The following is an 18,870-nucleotide window of genomic DNA, read 5'->3' as shown; positions in this document are numbered from 1 at the left end:
AATAATAATCGCGATAATTATTTGATAGTCTTTTCAATAAAAATTGCTCTGCAATTAGCAAGGAATTCATTCTTTGTTGCTATTGGATCTGCTTTAATCTCAGCCCCCATTTCTGGGTTAACCTTAGCCTGATTCAATATCGATCTTAAATAATAATAAGCCGATTTATTAAATTCAGCATCAGCAGATTTTCCTATTTTTTTATTGAAATCATCCCAAACGCTAACGCCTGCGGCGATAGCAAGCTCGTCTGATTTTCCTTCACTGAAATAAGCTTTTAGTGTTTGAAAACCGGCAAGGCAGTTTGTATCTAATATCGTTAGAGTCTTATACCAAGATGCCTCTGATTCTTTGCCTTCACATCCAGTCAGACGATACTCACTTTTCTCATTCTTAGAAAGATCTGAACTCACGTAGATAGTTTTGTGTTGAGTATAAGCAAAGGGAATGAAATCAGCCTCTTGACTATTTTCCCCTGTAATACGGACCTCACCACAAACAAACGTTTCGCCGGTAGAGTTGGTTACTTCAGTGATTGACCGATATTCCACTGTTTTCGGGTTCTGCATGCCTTCACGCATTACCTTTTCCATGGCTGGAATATCTACAGCAAATGCTGATGGAATACTAAGAATTGATGCTAATAAAACTACAAGTTGTCTTTTCATACCTTTTCTTACTTATCCATATCCTAAAAGAGAAAAGCCCCAGCGATTAAGCCGGGGCTATCCCAGGAGTGCGGGACCAACCGCAAACCTACTGAGGACTGAACAATAACCACGAGGATTATTATCAGCGTGGTTGAGTGACCAAACCCAACCATGGGAAAGCATACCATGACTACTGAATTCATCAAGAAACTCCAATACCGCCACCGCGTTACCGGCGACGACTTCAACCTATATCCCAAACAATCTGGCCTGAAATTCTTCTTCGCCTGTGTTTTAGGCGCGTTCATGTTTCTGGCTATCGCTGTCAAAATCTGAGGGCTGACCAATGACCACCCAAGCAGTAACAACCAGTAATCTCCCGCCCGCCGTGGTTGGGTTGAATATTGACGAACCAACGTGGAACGAGCTAAAAAACAGTATTTACCCTGGCGCTAAAGATGATTCAGTCATCATGGCAGTGAGTTATTGCCGCGCCCGCCAGTTAGATCCACTGATGAAACCCGTTCATTTAGTTCCTATGAGCGTGAAAGATGCGGTAAGTGGTAAATATGAAATGCGTGATGTGGTGATGCCCGGTGTTGGGCTCTATCGCATACAGGCAGACCGCTCTGGTAACTATGCCGGTGCACAGGAACCCGAATTTGGCCCTGACCTCACACAAGTTTTTAACGGAGTAGAAATTACTTTCCCTCAGTGGTGCAAATACACCCTGAGCAAACTCATGCCTAACGGCACTATCGTGGAGTTCAGTGCGAAGGAATATTGGCTGGAGAACTATGCGACCGCTGGCCGCGATACCCAAGCACCCAATGCCATGTGGAAAAAGCGGCCTTATGGGCAATTAGCCAAGTGCGCCGAAGCGCAGGCACTGCGTAAAGGTTGGCCGGAAATTGGTCAGCAGCCAACAGCAGAGGAAATGGAAGGTAAAAGTCTTGATGTGAATGAAGGTAAAGAACACAGCCAAGGCAGCCAGCAACCAAGCCAGCCGCAGGCACTACCAGAATACAGCGCGGAACAATTTCAACGCGCACTTGCTGACTGGACAACACTGATCAACAAGGGCAAGAAAACCGCCGCGCAAATCATCAACACCATCGAAAGCAAATACACCCTCACCTCGGCACAAATCAAAACTATCGAACATCTGGAGGCAGAAGATACAAATCATTAATGTCCAGCAAGGCACGCCAGAATGGCACGCCTTACGCAGTCGCCATTTCACTGCCAGCGAAGCCCCAGTAATGATGGCAGCCTCCAGTAAAATGCGCCGCGATGAATTGCTGAATATGAAGGCCACCGGCTCGGAACGGGAAATCAGCGATTGGGTACAAACCAACTTGTTCGATAAAGGCCACGCGCAAGAAGCCACAGCGCGGGTCATCGTAGAATCCATGATCGGTACCGAATTATTCCCAGCAACCGCCATCGATGATGATGGCTATTTGTTGGCTTCCTTTGATGGCATGACCATGATGGAAGATGTGTTGTTTGAACACAAAATGTGGAATGCCACACTGGCGCTGGCGGTGAAAAATAAAGACTTGCCGCCAGAGTATTACTGGCAGTTAGAACAGCAGCTTTTAGTGAGTGAGTCCGAAAAGGTCATTTTTGTGGTATCAAATGGCACTGAGGATAACTTTGTGTGGATGGAGTATTTACCGGTACCTGGTCGCCGTGAAGTTTTGATGGCGGGTTGGCAGCAATTTGAACAGGATTTGAACGGTTACACAGCCCCTGAGATAAAAGACATACCGCAAGGTAAAGCCTTAATGCGCCTCCCTGCCCTATTGGTGGAGATAGAGGGCGCGGTAAAAGAATCAAACCTGACTGTTTACCAGAATCAAGCGTTGGCCTTTATTCAATCCATCAACACTAATCTGGTGACCGATCAGGACTTCGCTGACGCAGAAGAAACCGTTAAGTTCTGTGAAAAAGCAGAGAAAGAGCTGGATCTGATTAAGCAGCAGGCACTGTCTAAGACTGAGCAGATTGATCTACTTTTCCGCACCATTGATACCTTGCGCGATGAAATGCGAAACAAACGGCTAGACCTGTCAAAACTCGTTAAGTTGCGCAAAGAAGCTATTCGCCTTGAAATACTGAATAAGGTAAAAGCCGCTCTTGCTGAGCACATTGCCGGTATCAATAAACAGTTGGCTATTGTCACTCTACCTACTATCCCGGCTGATTTTGCCACTGCTATCAAAGGCAAGAAAACCCTCACCTCTTTGCAGAGTGCAGCCAACGATGAACTGGCCCGCGCCAAGATAGCTGCTAACCAATTAGGTGAGAAATATCAGTCTAACTTAGTGCTATTTGCTGATATTGAACCGGCTTATAAAAATCTGTTCGCTGACATCAACCAAATAATTGCCCTTGAGCACGAACATCTGGCGCTGATGATTGATCAACGCATTACCAGGCAAAAACAAATTGAGGAACAGCACAGACAGCAGGAAGCATTGCGGCTTGATGAATTGAAAAAACAACAACAGTCAGTGCCAGTGGCCACTACAGAAACAGTCGCCGCAAGTACGGATACAACAGTCCATCAGTCGTTACACCCTGCGGGATCGCTTAACTTTCCTAAGCAACTGGGCGGATCGGTAAATACGCAACTAACAGACAAGCCAGCTAATTGGATTGCCCAAATTGATGCTGATTTAGTAGCGGCAGGAATTGAGCTTACTACTGAAACAGTTAACCGCCTGTACAACGCGGTAAAAGCTGGCCGGATCCGCTATTTCTCTATCACGCAATAACCTTTCATAACCTGCCACGGCAGGCATTCCACAGGTAACCCATCATGACCACACAGGCCACAACTGCCAGTGTGCTGGAGTCATCCCTGCGTCCAGTTCGGGCGCAGTTAGACCTTGCCATCGAGCAGACTACCGGCACCGCACAGCGCTCTATAGAGAGCGCGACTGTTTTACTCAACCAAGCACAGTCCCTATGTATTGAACAACTCAACATCGAGACTGACGAGTACAACCTTTTATTCGACCGTTTAGAAAAAACTGAAAACGACCTAACCACGAAATCCTTGGCGTTAACACAAGTGCAGGAACGCATAGAAAATGCAGACCTGTTAGTCGCTGAAGCTAATGCGCAGCGAGACAGTATTTCAGCCAAATACAATCTTTCACTTTCAGGCCAACGCGTGTTGGCTACTGAGGTGAATCGGTTGAAGTCACTGAATCCTGAAAAAATGAAAATCCAGATCGTTCGCCTCAAAGATGATTTGGAGAGCAAGCGCACGCTGTTAAACCAGCAACTAACAGAGATCCGGCGATACAAAAAAGAGGTGGCAGAAAAAACCAGCAAACTGGCTGTCATGGTCAATGTTAATGACCAATTGAATAATGCCGTTTCTGACCTCACCAACCGGATCCAGCGTATGGATGGTGACGTCGAGCCAACCTACTATCGTGGCAATGATGGTATTGAGTTTTACTTTTATACCTTCCAGTGGGGACTGAAACTGCGCTCAGGTGATTACGATATGCAGCTCATTAACGATATTGACTGGCATATTGAAATTCGCTCCACCAGCGGCATTGGCCTGATCGTCTCGGTCAATGAGTGGGCATTACCCGTCTATCCCATGGTTGAGGATTTCAAACAGAACTGGCCGGATGGCCTGACCCCAGCGGTTACCCAGCGTTCACGCCGTCAAAGGCTTCGGGATAGCAACTGCCCGCCAGGTACACGCTCAATGCACCAGAATCGTAAAAGAGTGGGAATTAGAGCAGAAACAGAAGGAAGCCGCATGATGGATGAGGAACTGAACCAGAGTACCGGCAGCTACTTTAAAGAAGATGACCGGGGGGACTATACCGCTCGTATCATCTGGCTAATGCGCTGTCGCGCTGAAATCCGCAGCGGTAACCCCTACCAGCCAATACCGAAGCCGATTTATCCCAATGATGAGCGATGGCCCGGCTTATCTCAGGTGAATACGGTCGATATAGGTATTCGTAAGCGCTACTCACTGGAAGTTTTGCTGGCTATCTATCAGTTTCACCGCGCTGGCCACAATGAAAACTTGATTGCCAGCAGCACCGGTATCCCGGTGACCACTATCCGCAAAATGTTGGAACATAAAACTCAGAATCAGCGCAAAGCATGGCAATTGGCCTACCAGCTTCGCATTCCCTCCAAAAGAGACATTATCAACCGGTTAACTCGGGAGGTTTAACCATATCCGACCGTAGCATTCGATAGCAGTATCACTAAAACATAGCCCCTTACCACCCCAGACCAAACGACCATAATAGGGCGTAACATCTTTGCGCCCTTTCCTACTGAGGAAAGACCAATGACCAAACTACTGACATTAGAAGAATGGGCGGAAGAAACCTACCGCAGCAAGCAACCAACCCCCCAGACACTCCAGCGCTGGGCGCGAGGCGGCAATATTTACCCTGCCCCTGAAAAACATGGGCGGGAATATCGTGTACAGCCAGGTGCTATTTATATTCAACCTAAAAGCTATCGCTTAGCTAAAAAAATAATAAAAGCATCACCCGATGTTAACTCACCATTAATAGAGAGAATTAATCATGGCATCAAGGCCGCAAAGATATGATGCCAATTTACCTCGGAACCTTACCTATCGCCGCTCGCGCAAATCATTTTACTGGCGTAACCCTATTACTGGGGAGGAAATAACCCTCGGGCAAATTGCCCGTAGAGATGCCATATCTCAGGCTATTCAGGCCAATAATTATATTGAATCCAATTTTCAGCCAGTTGCCCTGCTTGAACGATTACAAGCCCCTACCCCAACTCCTGCGGCTAAAGCTGAAGTTAATACCGTAGCAAGTTGGCTAAAGCGCTATTCAGAGCTATTAAAGCGTAGAGAACTGGCTGAGAACACCATGAAAATGAGAGTCCTGCAAATCGGATATATTAACCAAGAATTTGGAGATAAACCGATCGAGGCTATTACCACCAAGCATATCGCTGATTTTATTAATGCCTATGTCGATAATGGTAAAAGTTCGATGGCGGTAAATCTACGTTCTGTTTTATCTGATGTTTTTCGCGAAGCAATAGCTGATGGTTTAATTAGCACCAACCCAGTGGAAGCAACACGCACGCCGTCACCAAAAGTTAAGCGGGAACGGCTCGACTATGCTGCCTTTTGCAAGATTTACGAGGCAGCCGGCCAACAGCAGAACTGGGTTCAACTCAGCCTAGCATTGGCGCTAATTACCGGCCAACGCCGTGACGATGTGCGGCAATTAAAAAGAAGCGATGTGCATGATGGCAAGCTTTGGATAGTCCAAAGTAAAACTAAAATGCAGATAGCTATATCACTATCACTTCGGTTGGAAATAATGAATACCTCCGTCGGTGACGTTGTAGAAAAGTGCCTGAATAACAATAAGAGCGAATATCTCATTTGCTCGTCCAGTAGAAAATCAGGCCGGGAGCCCGGTGCATTAAATGCGGACTCACTCACCAAAGCATTTGTTAAAGCATTGAAAGCAACGGATCTGGTTTATGACATATCCCCTCCCAGCTTTCACGAGATCCGCAGCCTGGCATCGAGACTTTATGAAGCTGAGTACGGTAAGGAATTTGCACAGAAATTGCTCGGTCACAAATCGATGAAAATGACGAATGTATACCTGGATTCGCGTAAAAATGAGTGGGTAGAAATTTAGGCCGAGTATAGGATTTCGGGGAAATTTCGGGGGAGAGGAAAAAACATCAAAAAAATCAACACATTAAAAAGAGACCGAATACGATTCCTATATTCGGTCTAGGGAAATGGCTCTTGGGAGAGAGCCGTGCGCTAAAAGTTGGCATTAACGTAGGCTTATTCAGCCGTACTCCTTAAGCGTAGTCGAGTACATGTGTTTCGCCAACTTGGCAATAGAACTAATTAATTACGGTTGTAAACTAATCTGAATGGCGAAAACTCAAACCTATTACTAGTAATAGTAATCATTTGAAAAATACGGGTTAATATTGGTGAGTCTCACAATTTCAGGTTTAATTTTGACACAATGACATTGCACGCTGCTGGAAAGGCGCCAAGCTCATCTTCTGCCCAGGGTTGTTACTGTCATCTAACAACAAAATATCTAACGGCTTCGCTAATACAAGGCCAGATTTCATCTGCTCGGTAGCAATATCATTGAGGGGATATTGCGCTAACGTACTCGGGTTAATCACAAATAAAGCATTACCTGGGCGGCATTCCAGCATCACTTCTTCTCGGGTAAATGCCCATTGCTTACCAAATTCAAATTTACTGACCGTCACTATCTTTCCAGCAGCAATAGCGTTAATTGATAGCATCAGCAACGATAACGTCAGCACAAAACCTTTCATCTTAATTATCCTCAATTAATTGATTGCTTAGATTTTCTCGCATCCAAAGGCTCCAATGCAAGCTCAGTAGCAATATCTGTTACTTATAGCTTTACCCTATACCGGTGCCATAGTGGCAAAAACACTGACTAAGAGTAATACCGCTACACCGAGGATAATTTCCACACAACTATTTACCACTAGCCAATAGTGAGCTTTAGCGGGTAATTGCTTAAGCAATGGAACGATGAGATAACGATTAATCAGTGCAACAATAATCATAAACATCACCAATATCACTTTGCAGAGCAGAAGTATCTGATAAGTAGATGTCAGCGTCAGCGCGGTATCGCCCAGTATAATGATGCTGTTAATAACACCACTCGCCAGTACCAATGCTACGGCCAGATGTCCCCAGCTTGAGAATCGAATCAACGTAGTGATGGCTTCACGTTTGACATCATTATTGCGGGTATAAACGAGGCAAATCAGCAGCGCTGGCAAGCAACCCAGCCAGTAACCCGCACTGAGCAGATGTATGATTTGATTAGTTTGGTGAATCCATCCCACGACTCCAGCATGCATCGCCGCATGCCCGGTAAAAGCAAGACTCGCGAGTAACAGCGTTGAGCAGCCCGCTATCAGTCGATAGTTGCTACGAGTTGAACCCAGCAACACTATCCACATAATCAAAATGGATAAACCCATATGCCATTGCCACACCTGGCCGAAGCGTGTACCAAATACCGACCACCAAACGGTCAATCGATAAGTATCAGCCCAACCATCACCCATCATTCCAGCCTGAACGGCTAAAAGCCCCACGGCAGAGATAAGCCCCAGAAAAGTACTGAAGATAAGTAGAGGTGACAGACGGGTTTTGAGTATTGAAGAGAATCGATCTGGTGCTAATACAGCGGTGAATATACTGATGCCAAACATCAGCATCACCGCCAGAAAATGCAAGAAGCGACACAGAACGAATAGAGCCGCCAGAGACATATTATTTCACAGTGAAGCTGTATGTGCCTTTGGTTTTATGACCATCGACAGACACCACGTGCCATGAAACATTATATTTCCCTGCTGTTAATGCATGATCAATAGGCAAAATCAACTGTGTGTTATTCACCGGATCCAATTTTAACGCACCAGTTTTCACTACATTGTTATCAGGGCCGGTAACTTTCACACCACTGAAATTGAGTTCAATACCTTCAGAGAAACCCAGCGTCACTGCTTCTGGTGCTGAACCGATAGTGGTATCGGCAGCTGGCGACTCTATTTTCAGGTGTGCGTGAGCCAGAGCTTGCTGGCTAGATAGCCCAACAAACAACACAATAAGCGCCGAAAGCATGCGGCAAGAAGAACGGACTTTGCGAATAAACATAGTATCCCTTAATCAATGGGGAAAAGAATCAATCTGCTACCAACCATATCCTATATTGGCAGCGCGAACCCCTATCACTTCCAGTCAATTGCACTACCTGTGAGATAGCACACAAAACAAAACGCCAAATTCTGAGTGGTGATTGAAATATCACCAATAATTGGGCAGCAATTCAACTCACTGCCTTGTCGTTATTGCAAATGATAACGATTTGAATATAGCAAGTCGAGAAACCATAGCTAAACAATATGCAATTAGCACGAAAACAATAAGATGGAGGGAGTTGTGTAGCTAAGTTAGCGGGGAAAAACGAAAATCGCAGTTCCTGATTCTGTTGATCGAGAATCAAAAACTGCGTCAATCACTCTAACAATACAGATTAAGCTTGAACGTGGCTTTGGGCCGCCATTGTTTTCAGATCTTTATCAACGAAGAACAATGAATTACCGCTGTTACCCACCAAGGCCAGTTTATCAAGAATGGATTTGAACAGTTTTTCTTCTTCATGCTGCTCAGCCACATACCATTGCAGGAAATTGAACGTGGAATAATCGTGGTTTTCCATTGCTGCATGAGCGAGTTCATTAATTTGAGTAGTAATAAGCTGCTCATGCTCGTAAGTCTGCTTGAATACATCAGCCAGAGAAGCAAAATCAATTGGTGGGGCGCTGATCGTACCCAAAACCGGCATAGAGCCTGTCCCGCTGAGATATTCGAACAAACGCTGCATGTGCTGCATCTCTTCTTGAGAATGCTCTTTTAAAAATGCCGCAGCACCTTCAAAACCTTTATCGCTGCACCAGGCACTCATTTGCAGGTAAAGATTCGCAGAGTAAAACTCCAGATTAAGCTGCTCATTGAGCTTTTTTGCCATTTCTGTTTTCAACATAATAATTCCCTTATTTTTATAATGCAGGTAAGCGATGATTATTTTTCGTATTATGCCAAGATAAATACAAAATAAGAACACCCCATTTACAATAAAAACATTAAAAAGATAAAGACAACTCAACCACTTGATTTAAATCATAAAATAGTAAATCCCACAAATTACCGTAATTATTATAAGAATCATTCACATTACCGGCAAAATACTAAAAGGAATGATTATTATTTGATTTTCACCTTAAAATAATAATTAATTACAGTGGGTATTAATATTATCCCAATACAGATAACCGATTAATGTGATGGTTTGGTCACATCCGCTACTTGCCAATCCACGTTACCTGCATTACCTTTTGCGCCATACCCCCACAGCCTAAGAAGGAGAAAACGATGGGATATAATCTGACGGAGCTTTCTGACGAAGAAACGGCAAAAATGAATGTTGATTTAGCCGCTTCAGGTGTGGCGTTTAAAGAGCGTTACAATATGCCAGTGATTGCTGAAATGATCGCCCGGGAACAGCCGGAAGAACTGCGTGAGTATTTTTTACAACGCTTAGCTCACTACCGTGCTGAATCAATTAAATTCTCACGCTTACCGTATGAGCCCAAGATAAAGTAAGCGACTAAAAACTCCCGCAGGTATCAAGTTGCGGGAGTGGACCGAATAAGACAATTATGACTTACGCGCAAATCTATCTGTAGCCAGAATCAACTGGTGCAGAATTCCTGGCTCATCAAAGGAATGCCCCGCACCTTCGACAATATGCAATTCAGCCTCTGGCCAGGCTTGTGCTAAATCCCAGGCATTCTGTGGCTGGCACGCCATATCATATCGACCATGAATAATAACTGCTGGAATATGACGAATACGTGTCACGTTATCCAACAATTGGTTATCACTGTCTAAAAAACCTAGATGGGTAAAATAGTGATTTTCAATACGGGCAAAGGCCAGAGCAAAATCATCTTCGCCAAAGGAAGCAGAGCTTTTGGTCGGTAATAATGTAACAGTTTCACCTTCCCATAAACTCCAAATTTTGGCAGCCTCCAGTTGTACCGCCTTGTCAGGTGATGTCAGCCGCTTACGGTAAGCAGCAGTAATATCACTCCGTTCTTCTGGCGATAAAATGGAAAGTATACGTTGCCATTTATCTGGGAAAAAACGAGAGGCCCCATCCTGGTAGTACCAATTCAACTCTTTTTTGCGTAGTGTGAAAATTCCACGCAGAACCATCTCACTGACCCGTTCGGGGTGTGTTTCACCATAAGCCAATGCGAGTGTTGAGCCCCATGAACCACCAAAGATCAGCCACTTATCTACATCCGCCATTTTGCGTAGCCGTTCGATATCATCGACCAAATGCCAGGTTGTATTATTGTCCAGACTGGCGTGGGGTTTTGAACGACCACATCCACGTTGATCAAACAGCAGCACTTTATATTTTTTAGGGTTAAAAAGTTGCCGGTGATAAGGTGCAATACCCCCTCCCGGTCCACCATGTATAAATACAGCTGGTTTACCTTCTGGGTTGCCACAGAGTTCCCAATAAATCTGATGCCCATCGCCGGTGTCTAATAAACCACTGTCGTAGGGTTCATACGCTGGATAAAGCCCACGTAATTGTTCCATTATTTTTCCATGTTTGTTATTAGACATTAAAGTTATCAAAGCCTATACAGCACGCAGGGTCAACGATAAAACATCACATTTACGCCAATCAGCCAATTAATTCCTCCAACTGGCGATAATTACGCCATATCTCAATGCATTCTGCGCAGTTATATCCTCGGGATAACACGATTTAAACGGTAACAAGATAAATTAAGATTTAATAATACTGTTGTTAAACAATAGATTAATTGCATTGATGCTTTATCTCCTTGCAACTTACCCTCATAAGGTGGTTAATAGGTGGGCGTACCAACCTAACCGAAGGTAAAGAGAGGCAAGCCATGAGTAAGGGAATGGACAGCAAAAAGAACGCGAAGAAAAAGCCACTAAAAACTCCAGCTGAGAAAAAAGCGGAGAAACGCGCTAAGAAGTCATCTTCTACCAGCGCAGAATAAACGGGCTTTTCGTCTCGTCAGTCAACCCGCCATATTAGGCGGGTTTTTTGTTGCTATTATTTAGCAATAGTCGGTGGGGGATAGAAATGTATTTTCGTGTTATCGATACCGAAACCTGTGGTTTAGCCGGTGGGATTGTTGAGGTTGCTTCTATTGATTTAGTTGATGGAGCATTGGCTAACCCTATGAGTGATCTGATTAGTCCAGACCGACCAATCAGCATTGATGCGATGGTAATCCACCATATCACTGAAGAAATGGTAGAAGGCAAACCACGAATTGCGGTGGCGATTAGAAGATATCAAGGCAGCCCATATTATGTTGCCCATAATGCGCCTTTTGATCGTGGGGTATTACCGGAGATGGGCGGCCAATGGATTTGTACGCTTAAGCTGGCACGAATGCTCTATCCTGACATTAAGCACAGTAATCAATATCTGCGTTACGCTTTGCGACTGAATGTTTCAGTACCGGATAATCTATACCCGCATCGTGCTTTATACGACTGCTATGTCACTGCGGCGCTATTACAGCGCATTATGCAAGACTCTGGTTGGAACGCCGAACAAATGGCCGAGATAACACAGCAGCCGCTGTTATTACAGACATTTAAATTTGGGAAATACCGGGGCAAAAGCATTGAACAGATAGCCCGGCAAGACCCGGACTATCTGCGTTGGATGTTAGCTTCAATAACTGACCTTACGCCAGATATGCGCCATACCCTGACCTATTACCTGACGTAATATTCCTGACTAGATTAAGCCAAAGCCAGTATGAATGCATATTCCAAAGCGATGTCTTCATACGCTTTGAAACGGCCTGATTTACCGCCATGACCTGAATCCATATCGGTGTAGAGCAATAATTGGTGGTCATCCGTTTTCATTTCACGCAGCTTGGCGACCCACTTTGCCGGTTCCCAGTATTGAACCTGTGAATCATGTAAGCCGGTAGTCACCAGCATGTGCGGATAATCCTGAGCCTTTACCTGATCATAAGGACTGTATTGCTTAATATAGTCGTAATACGCCTTATCGTTCGGGTTGCCCCATTCATCATACTCGCCAGTGGTGAGAGGAATCGATTCATCCAACATGGTGGTTACCACATCAACAAACGGCACCTGTGCCACTACGCCTTTATATAACCCGGGTTCCTGATTGATGACCGTCCCCATCAACAAGCCACCAGCACTGCCTCCCATGGCAAATACACGGTTAGCATCACCATAACCCTCAGTTATCAATGCTTTGGTAACATCGATAAAATCGTTGAAAGTATTTAACTTGCTGAGCAATTTACCGTCTTCATACCACTGCTGTCCCAATTCTCCGCCGCCCCGAATATGAGCCAGAGCGAAGACAAAACCACGATCCAATAGGCTTAATCGGCTACCACTGAATGCGGGATCCATACTGCTGCCATATGAGCCATAGCCATAAACCAACAGTGGATTACTACCTGAAACAAAGTGATCTTGGTGATAAACCAATGAAACCGGCACTTTTACGCCGTCGGTTGCAGTGACCCATATCCGCTCGCTGCGATACTTTTCCGGGGTGAAATTCTTCACTTCTTGCTGTTTCAGTAGCTGGCGCGTACCTGTATCCATATTAAGTTCAAACATTGAACTTGGTGTAGTCATAGAGGAGTAGCCATAGCGCAGCAATTCTGTTTCTGGCTCGGGGTTATAAGCCAACCAGGTAACATAGGTTGGATCATCAAAAGTAATGTATTTCTCTTCGTCAGTGGCCCAGTGAATCTGTCGTAAATGCGTCAGCCCTTCACTACGCTCTTCCACTACCAACCAATCACGGAATAGGCTGAAGCCCTCCAACATAACATCAGTTGTTGGCGCGATTAATGACACCCATTGAGATTCATCGGCAAAATCACGTTGTTCCTTACCTTCTTCGGCTATTTTGTACAAACCGAAATTCTTGCCATCTTTATTTGAGCGTAAATAAAAATGTTGCTTATAGTGGTCCAACCCGTATTCATGGTCTTTACGGCGCGGTGCAAACATCTGTGGTGCGGATTCAGGCTTATCAGCATCCAGCAACAAGATTTCAGATGTAGTGGTACTGCTCAGATTAATAACAATGAAACGTTCAGATGTGGTTTTTTCCAGCCCAACATAAAATGTATCGTCAGTTTCCTGATAAATAAGTTGGTCCAATTGAGGGTCGGTTCCTACTACATGGCGATACACTTGATAAGGCAGTAATGTTTTTTCATGTTTGCGCACGTAATAGAGCGTTTTTGAATCATTGGCCCACTCAAAACTACCTGAGGTATTGCTGATAACTTCTTCGTGCCAAACATCACTTTGCAAATGTTTCACCCGAATATCATATTGGCGACGCGATAAGAAATCCTCTGCAACCGCTAATAGATGATTATCTGGGCTAACATCCAACCCACCCAAGGTATAAAACTCACTGTCCGCTGCCCGTTGGTTGCCATCCAATAACGTTTCCCAACTGCTATCAGCCCAAACCGGTTGACGCACGTAAATAGCATATTCATTACCCGGCTCAAAACGCGTCTGATAGCGATAGCCATTGCGGATATAGGGGACTGATTCTTCCTGTGGCGGAATTCGCGAAACCATCTCTTGATACAGGGTTTCTCGCAAAGGTTGTTGTGGCTGCAACACTGCGTTGGTGAAATCATTTTCAGCTTGCAAGTAGTTCAGAACATCGGCGTCAGTACGCTCGTCATCACGTAGCCAATAATAGTCATCTACACGGGTATCGCCGTGCATAGTTATTGGATAAGGGCGTTTATCGGCCTTTGGAGGTATGGTCATTGATTGAGTTATCCATCTGTGTTCGTTAACGCGAGAGTGACACGATTACCTGTGGATGCCAAGCACCAGCATATGCTTATAATTTAGCTGAAGGGAGCTAATTAAATGATAAATATGATTATAAAAGAGACCTGAGAGAGTATCCGCCGTGAGGGGGGATAAACAGGTACCAGATACGTTTCCTCCAGCACCTGTTTGGCAGCTATTAACTTTATGCAGACGTTATTCTACCCAGACCTATTTGAGTCAATTACTAATGAGAGGTATACCTATTTAGGGCCATTATAGGTAATGCTGCCAGCTTTGCAGTCAAGTACCACTTGGTAGGTTTTGTCACCCTTGTTACCACGAACAGTCATTGGAACCTGCCAGACATCATCCTGGCCTGTAATGTCTACCGCGCTAATCCAAACCACTGGGCTATCAGTACCCAATTGTTTCTTATCCGCTTCCCAACGCGTAATTCTGTTTTGCAGAAAATCTCGCTTAACCTGCGTTGCTACCTGAGATTGGTTTAAACCGGGGCAAGCAGGTAATTTCGCTACTCGCGGCTCTTGGGCCTGTACACCACTGGTGATACCCGCCAATGCAGTGATCAATACCAAGGCTAATCCTGTCTTTCTCATCATTCCTCCAAATATTATTATTTCTATCCTATGGTAGGAACGATGATTGAAAGGTAGGTTACAGAGTGAACAGCGTTGCAGGGTAATAATGATAACGCCGTTTAATTAACACCGCGTAAATTCAATCACATAAAACTGTTCCAGCCCAGGATAGATCTCCTTAATCACCTTTTTCAGCTCATCCAATGACATATTTTCTTGCTCCGCATGACGGTCAGACAGTGCCTCCAGCGTGATTGGCGTGACTGATTTGACCATAATGTGGCAGAAGAATACGCCATCTTCATTGCGACATACGCGCAAGGTTTCCCCTGGGCGGAAATCGGATTCACTGCTATCCCGGATGGTGATCGTCTTACGATCTGCCAGAATATCCGCCTCAAATCGGCTAAAGAAGGTGATTTCACGATTCATTTTAGATCCCTTTTTCACTTTCTGCTGAAAGTTGGCAAATTAAGCGGCTTGATTTTCTTCAGATTTGTTTTTTTTCTCTGGTACATTCTTTTCCGCTTTCACTTTTGCTTGCCCATCGACAGGAGTCGCAGGGTTAGCACCTCGAAGAATTTGCCCCAAAGCCTCTTTATTTTCTGCCAGGAAGAAACTCAGCGCCTCGCGTTGATCTTCTTCAAGGGTTAAGGGAGCCTGTGACAGCCACTCAGACAAATTGTCAGCCAAATCCAGCATTTTATCGTAAGCATCGGCTTCTTTTTTGGTTGTGAAAGTCATTTTTTCCTCACCCTGTCTTACCACGACGAATTTTATTTCAACGGCCATTGCTGTATGTCCTTTTCATGTCTTTCACGCCCACAAGTAACTGTACATATAAACAGTATAGTGTGAGTTGTCGGGGGGATGCAACAGTCATCTCCCCTTCGTGTAATTATTTCAATAAACGGGCTTTGCAGTTTTTGCCTTTAATCTTGCCTTGTTGTAATTGCTGTAAGGCACGTTTGGCACTGGCTTTACGGATTGCAACATAGGCATGGACTGGGAACATATCAATCTTACCGACGTCAGCAGCGGTCAGACCGGCCTCACCGGTTAAAGCACCCAAAATATCACCTGGGCGAATTTTTGCTTTGCGCCCACCATCAATGCATAACGTGACCATTTCAGGCTCTAGCATCGTGTTAGCACTACGGCTCACCTGTTCCGCCGGGGTCCATTTCAGTTTTATTTGCAGATAATCTTCAATGGCATGCGCGCGGGACATCTCTTGTGGTGTACACAAGCTAACCGCCAGACCACTCATCCCTGCCCGACCAGTACGACCAATACGGTGCACGTGAACCTCTGGGTCAAAGGCCAGCTCAAAGTTAACCACCAGCGCCAGATCTTTAATGTCCAGGCCTCGGGCTGCTACATCGGTTGCCACCAGCACACGACAACTGCGGTTGGCAAAACGCACCAGCACCTGATCACGGTCACGTTGTTCTAAGTCACCATGCAAAGCCAGCACACTGATTCCACGAGATTCCAATGCTTCATAGACACTTTGGCAATCTTTCTTGGTGTTACAGAAAACCACACAAGAACTCGGCTGATAATGACTGAGAACTGATATCAGTAGCGGCAAACGTTTTTCGCGGGTGGTTTCAAAGAACACCTGCTCAATGGCAGGAACTTCATCGCCATCATCAACTTCAACATTGATTGGTTGGCGTTGAACTCGCGCACTGATTCGTTCGATACCGACCGGATAGGTGGCTGAGAACAGTAGGGTTTGGCGCTGTGGCGGGGTATAGGCAATGACATCGTCGATGGCATCGGTAAAGCCCATATCCAGCATGCGATCAGCCTCATCCAATACCAGAATCTTAAGATCTTCCAGTACCAGTGTTTTCTTACGCAAATGCTCCTGAATACGCCCCGGCGTGCCCACAACAATGTGTGGCGCATGTACCAGTGAATCCAATTGATGCCCCATCGGTTGGCCACCGCACAAGGTCAGGATTTTAATGTTTTGCGTGAAACGGGCCAAGCGGCGCAACTCTTTGCTGACCTGATCAGCCAATTCACGGGTCGGGCACAGCACCAATGCCTGGGTAACAAACTCACCGACCGCAATTTTATCGAGTAAACCAATACCGAATGCCGCAGTTTTGCCACTGCCGGTTTTGGCTTTCGCCCGGACATCCTGCCCGTTGAGGATTGCCGGTAAAGCCGCAGCCTGTACCGGTGTCATCTCGGTATAGCCAAGTTCATTAAGATTGGACAACTGCTCAGCAGGCAGCGTCAGGGAAGAAAAGGAAGTTGTGCTCACGGCAGTAACTCTTATAACTGGATGGAATGGCAGCGACAGCCTGAAGGCAAGCGCAAGATTTTGGCGCGATAATACCAGAAATGGGGGCATTGCCGGAGTTAAACCGCAAAAAACAAACCAAATACGCAATGCGCTGCGCATATATTGATATCGACTCACTGCCATTCGCCAGATACGCAATCGTTTTCGTTGCCATTTTGCCGTATACTGGCGCCCGTAAAATTGATCGCGCGACAAATAAATGTGCAACTATCCCACTGATGTAGGTACCTAACTATGCTAACTATTGGAACCGCTCTGCGCCCAGGCGCTACCCGTGTCATGTTGCTTGGCTCTGGCGAGTTGGGTAAAGAAGTGGCTATCGAATGCCAAAGACTGGGGCTGGAAGTGATTGCCGTGGATCGCTATGCAGATGCACCCGCCATGCATGTTGCCCATCGCAGCCATGTCATTAATATGCTGGATGGCTCGGCGCTGAAACAGTTGGTCGAACAGGAAAAACCGCACTATATCGTGCCAGAAATAGAAGCTATCGCCACCGATATGCTGGTTGAACTCGAGATGATGGGCCAACGGGTCGTGCCTTGTGCCGAGGCAACCCGGCTGACGATGAACCGTGAAGGCATTCGCCGTTTAGCGGCAGAAACCCTGCAATTGCCAACCTCTAGCTACCGTTTCGCCGACACTGATAGCGCATTCCGTCAGGCCGTTAGTGAAGTGGGTTATCCCTGTATCGTTAAGCCAGTAATGAGTTCTTCCGGTAAAGGCCAAAGTCTGATCCGCAATGCAGGTCAACTCCAAACCGCCTGGGATTATGCCCAACAAGGTGGCCGCGCCGGGGGTGGCAGAGTGATTGTTGAAGGCTTGGTTCGTTTTGATTTTGAAATTACCCTGCTGACAATCAATGCTGTTGATGGCATCCATTTTTGTGCGCCTATTGGCCACCGTCAGGAAGATGGCGACTACCGTGAGTCTTGGCAACCACAGGTGATGAGTGAGACCGCCTTGGCGCGCGCAAAAGCGATCGCGTCTCAGGTGGTGAAAGCTCTCGGCGGTTATGGCTTATTTGGCGTGGAATTATTTGTTTGTGGCGATGAAGTGATTTTCAGTGAAGTGTCACCGCGCCCGCACGATACCGGCATGGTGACGTTAATTTCACAAAATATGTCTGAGTTCGCATTACATGTCCGGGCATTTCTTGGTTTCCCGATTGGCACTATCCGTCAATATGGCGCGGCCGCTTCAGCGGTTATTTTACCTGAATTGACCAGCCAGAATATTGCTTATCATGGCTTAGAAACTGCGTTGACTGGCGATACGCAAATTCGCTTATTTGGTAAACCTGACATTGCCGGCAAACGGCGTTTAGGGGTGGCGCTGGCCGTCGCTGATGATATCACTACCGCCATCGAAGTAGCGAAACGAGCCGCAGCGGCTGTCGTGGTCAGTGGGTAACCCTCAGCCCGTTCATCTGGTTATCCCATAAAAAACCCGCCAATTAACGGCGGGTTTAATCAGTTGCTATCCCGAGCTTATCCCTCGTACGGATCCTCAATGTCATCCGCATCTTGCTCATTATCACGGCGATAATCAGATTCATCATGATCATCAAAATCAGTATCTTCAAAGATAGCCATGGCTTGTGGATCATCTTGGTGCCGCTCACGGATTTCTGCGGCCACCAGTGCGATCGCTTCACCACTGCTCATACCTTCTGACATGAATTTGTGAATACGTTCGACAGCTTCTTGCTGTTCCTCATGGGAAAGTGAAGGCATACCCGCTAGCATTGATTTATCTCCAACATATAATTGATTAAGT

Annotated in this window: 20 protein-coding genes and 1 pseudogene; 9 read left to right on the top strand and 12 right to left on the bottom strand. The window is 45.8% G+C overall.

What is annotated here, in order from left to right; genetic code table 11:
- Positions 1–17: 17 nt before the first annotated feature.
- A complete protein-coding gene (locus A6J66_004110) occupies positions 18–668 on the bottom strand; it encodes a hypothetical protein (protein ID PNM23451.1) in 651 nt (216 codons plus the stop codon).
- A 370-nt stretch (positions 669–1,038) separates the two neighbouring features.
- Here A6J66_004110 and bet point away from each other — a divergent pair, with 370 nt between their 5' ends.
- The 5 genes and pseudogenes from bet (at position 1,039) to A6J66_004085 (ending at position 6,293) form a co-directional block, all read left to right on the top strand.
- Complete coding sequence (bet, locus tag A6J66_004105; protein PNM26889.1) at positions 1,039–1,842, top strand: phage recombination protein Bet; 804 nt, start codon at positions 1,039–1,041, stop codon at positions 1,840–1,842.
- Positions 1,829–3,433, top strand: coding sequence for a hypothetical protein (locus A6J66_004100; GenBank protein ID PNM23450.1), 1,605 nt, complete (start codon positions 1,829–1,831; stop codon positions 3,431–3,433). Before bet ends, A6J66_004100 begins: the two co-directional genes overlap by 14 nt.
- 1,010 nt (positions 3,434–4,443) lie before the next feature.
- Positions 4,444–4,872, top strand: a complete 429-nt coding sequence (locus tag A6J66_004095) for a hypothetical protein (protein PNM26888.1) — start codon at positions 4,444–4,446, stop codon at positions 4,870–4,872.
- Positions 4,873–4,992: 120 nt separating this feature from the next.
- A complete protein-coding gene (locus A6J66_004090) occupies positions 4,993–5,262 on the top strand; it encodes an excisionase (protein PNM23449.1) in 270 nt (89 codons plus the stop codon).
- Positions 5,237–6,293: pseudogene (locus A6J66_004085) on the top strand (integrase). The gene A6J66_004090 and the pseudogene A6J66_004085 overlap by 26 nt, the downstream one beginning before the upstream one ends.
- A 384-nt stretch (positions 6,294–6,677) precedes the next feature.
- Here A6J66_004085 and A6J66_004080 read toward each other — a convergent pair.
- The 4 genes from A6J66_004080 to A6J66_004065 all read right to left on the bottom strand — a co-directional run bounded on the left by A6J66_004080 (position 6,678) and on the right by A6J66_004065 (position 9,277).
- A complete protein-coding gene (locus tag A6J66_004080; protein ID PNM23448.1) occupies positions 6,678–7,034 on the bottom strand; it encodes a DUF2511 domain-containing protein in 357 nt (118 codons plus the stop codon).
- 81 nt (positions 7,035–7,115) lie between these two features.
- A complete protein-coding gene (locus A6J66_004075) occupies positions 7,116–8,000 on the bottom strand; it encodes a copper resistance protein CopD (GenBank protein ID PNM23447.1) in 885 nt (294 codons plus the stop codon).
- A gap of 1 nt (position 8,001) precedes the next feature.
- Positions 8,002–8,388, bottom strand: coding sequence for a CopC domain-containing protein YobA (locus tag A6J66_004070; GenBank protein PNM23446.1), 387 nt, complete (start codon positions 8,386–8,388; stop codon positions 8,002–8,004).
- 379 nt (positions 8,389–8,767) lie between these two features.
- Positions 8,768–9,277 carry an H-type ferritin gene (locus tag A6J66_004065; protein ID PNM23445.1) on the bottom strand — a complete coding sequence of 170 codons (510 nt, stop codon included), beginning with the start codon at positions 9,275–9,277 and terminating at the stop codon, positions 8,768–8,770.
- Positions 9,278–9,666: 389 nt separating this feature from the next.
- Here A6J66_004065 and A6J66_004060 point away from each other — a divergent pair, with 389 nt between their 5' ends.
- On the top strand, positions 9,667–9,897 hold the full coding sequence (locus A6J66_004060) for a DNA polymerase III subunit theta (GenBank protein PNM23444.1): 231 nt from the start codon (positions 9,667–9,669) through the stop codon (positions 9,895–9,897).
- Between the two features lie 54 nt (positions 9,898–9,951).
- On the opposite strand, the gene pip is transcribed toward A6J66_004060, so the two are convergent.
- The gene (gene pip / locus A6J66_004055) at positions 9,952–10,908 is read right to left on the bottom strand and encodes a prolyl aminopeptidase (protein PNM23443.1); all 957 of its coding nucleotides are present in this window, start codon (positions 10,906–10,908) and stop codon (positions 9,952–9,954) included.
- Between the two features lie 523 nt (positions 10,909–11,431).
- Between pip and A6J66_004050 the strand changes: the two genes are divergently transcribed.
- The gene (locus A6J66_004050; GenBank protein PNM23442.1) at positions 11,432–12,091 is read left to right on the top strand and encodes an exodeoxyribonuclease X; all 660 of its coding nucleotides are present in this window, start codon (positions 11,432–11,434) and stop codon (positions 12,089–12,091) included.
- Positions 12,092–12,105: 14 nt separating this feature from the next.
- Here the strand turns inward: A6J66_004050 and A6J66_004045 are convergent, their stop codons facing one another.
- The 5 genes from A6J66_004045 to A6J66_004025 form a co-directional block, all read right to left on the bottom strand.
- On the bottom strand, positions 12,106–14,160 hold the full coding sequence (locus A6J66_004045; protein ID PNM23441.1) for an oligopeptidase B: 2,055 nt from the start codon (positions 14,158–14,160) through the stop codon (positions 12,106–12,108).
- A 269-nt stretch (positions 14,161–14,429) separates the two neighbouring features.
- On the bottom strand, positions 14,430–14,789 hold the full coding sequence (locus tag A6J66_004040) for a hypothetical protein (protein PNM23440.1): 360 nt from the start codon (positions 14,787–14,789) through the stop codon (positions 14,430–14,432).
- A 102-nt stretch (positions 14,790–14,891) separates the two neighbouring features.
- The gene (locus A6J66_004035) at positions 14,892–15,200 is read right to left on the bottom strand and encodes an ASCH domain-containing protein (protein PNM23439.1); all 309 of its coding nucleotides are present in this window, start codon (positions 15,198–15,200) and stop codon (positions 14,892–14,894) included.
- A gap of 39 nt (positions 15,201–15,239) precedes the next feature.
- Complete coding sequence (locus A6J66_004030; protein PNM23438.1) at positions 15,240–15,560, bottom strand: hypothetical protein; 321 nt, start codon at positions 15,558–15,560, stop codon at positions 15,240–15,242.
- Positions 15,561–15,666: 106 nt separating this feature from the next.
- On the bottom strand, positions 15,667–17,049 hold the full coding sequence (locus A6J66_004025) for an ATP-dependent RNA helicase DbpA (GenBank protein ID PNM23437.1): 1,383 nt from the start codon (positions 17,047–17,049) through the stop codon (positions 15,667–15,669).
- 80 nt (positions 17,050–17,129) lie between these two features.
- On the opposite strand from A6J66_004025, the gene A6J66_004020 reads away from it, so the two are divergent.
- Entirely contained in the window at positions 17,130–17,315 is a 186-nt protein-coding gene (locus A6J66_004020) for a hypothetical protein (GenBank protein PNM23436.1), read from the top strand.
- A 10-nt stretch (positions 17,316–17,325) separates the two neighbouring features.
- Positions 17,326–18,504 carry a formate-dependent phosphoribosylglycinamide formyltransferase gene (locus tag A6J66_004015; protein PNM23435.1) on the top strand — a complete coding sequence of 393 codons (1,179 nt, stop codon included), beginning with the start codon at positions 17,326–17,328 and terminating at the stop codon, positions 18,502–18,504.
- A 77-nt stretch (positions 18,505–18,581) separates the two neighbouring features.
- Here A6J66_004015 and A6J66_004010 read toward each other — a convergent pair whose 3' ends face one another.
- A complete protein-coding gene (locus A6J66_004010) occupies positions 18,582–18,839 on the bottom strand; it encodes a YoaH family protein (protein ID PNM23434.1) in 258 nt (85 codons plus the stop codon).
- Between the last annotated feature and the right edge of the window lie 31 nt (positions 18,840–18,870).

The sequence above is a fragment of the Yersinia enterocolitica genome (genome assembly GCA_002082245.2).
Taxonomy (GTDB): Bacteria; Pseudomonadota; Gammaproteobacteria; order Enterobacterales; family Enterobacteriaceae; genus Yersinia; species Yersinia enterocolitica_E.
Note: the sequence above shows the minus strand (reverse complement) of the source record. Positions and strands in the feature narration are given on the sequence as shown.

Excerpts from the sequence above, each read along its gene's own strand:
- A6J66_004015 (PNM23435.1), top strand. The coding sequence starts at position 17,326 with ATGCTAACTATTGGAACCGCTCTGCGCCCAGGCGCTACCCGTGTCATG.
- A6J66_004095 (PNM26888.1), top strand. The coding sequence starts at position 4,444 with ATGATGGATGAGGAACTGAACCAGAGTACCGGCAGCTACTTTAAAGAA.
- A6J66_004060 (PNM23444.1), top strand. The coding sequence starts at position 9,667 with ATGGGATATAATCTGACGGAGCTTTCTGACGAAGAAACGGCAAAAATG.
- A6J66_004010 (PNM23434.1), bottom strand. The coding sequence starts at position 18,839 with ATGCTAGCGGGTATGCCTTCACTTTCCCATGAGGAACAGCAAGAAGCT.
- A6J66_004090 (PNM23449.1), top strand. The coding sequence starts at position 4,993 with ATGACCAAACTACTGACATTAGAAGAATGGGCGGAAGAAACCTACCGC.
- A6J66_004075 (PNM23447.1), bottom strand. The coding sequence starts at position 8,000 with ATGTCTCTGGCGGCTCTATTCGTTCTGTGTCGCTTCTTGCATTTTCTG.
- A6J66_004040 (PNM23440.1), bottom strand. The coding sequence starts at position 14,789 with ATGATGAGAAAGACAGGATTAGCCTTGGTATTGATCACTGCATTGGCG.
- A6J66_004070 (PNM23446.1), bottom strand. The coding sequence starts at position 8,388 with ATGTTTATTCGCAAAGTCCGTTCTTCTTGCCGCATGCTTTCGGCGCTT.
- A6J66_004020 (PNM23436.1), top strand. The coding sequence starts at position 17,130 with ATGGGGGCATTGCCGGAGTTAAACCGCAAAAAACAAACCAAATACGCA.
- A6J66_004110 (PNM23451.1), bottom strand. The coding sequence starts at position 668 with ATGAAAAGACAACTTGTAGTTTTATTAGCATCAATTCTTAGTATTCCA.
- A6J66_004065 (PNM23445.1), bottom strand. The coding sequence starts at position 9,277 with ATGTTGAAAACAGAAATGGCAAAAAAGCTCAATGAGCAGCTTAATCTG.
- A6J66_004045 (PNM23441.1), bottom strand. The coding sequence starts at position 14,160 with ATGACCATACCTCCAAAGGCCGATAAACGCCCTTATCCAATAACTATG.
- A6J66_004050 (PNM23442.1), top strand. The coding sequence starts at position 11,432 with ATGTATTTTCGTGTTATCGATACCGAAACCTGTGGTTTAGCCGGTGGG.
- pip (PNM23443.1), bottom strand. The coding sequence starts at position 10,908 with ATGGAACAATTACGTGGGCTTTATCCAGCGTATGAACCCTACGACAGT.
- A6J66_004030 (PNM23438.1), bottom strand. The coding sequence starts at position 15,560 with ATGGCCGTTGAAATAAAATTCGTCGTGGTAAGACAGGGTGAGGAAAAA.
- A6J66_004035 (PNM23439.1), bottom strand. The coding sequence starts at position 15,200 with ATGAATCGTGAAATCACCTTCTTTAGCCGATTTGAGGCGGATATTCTG.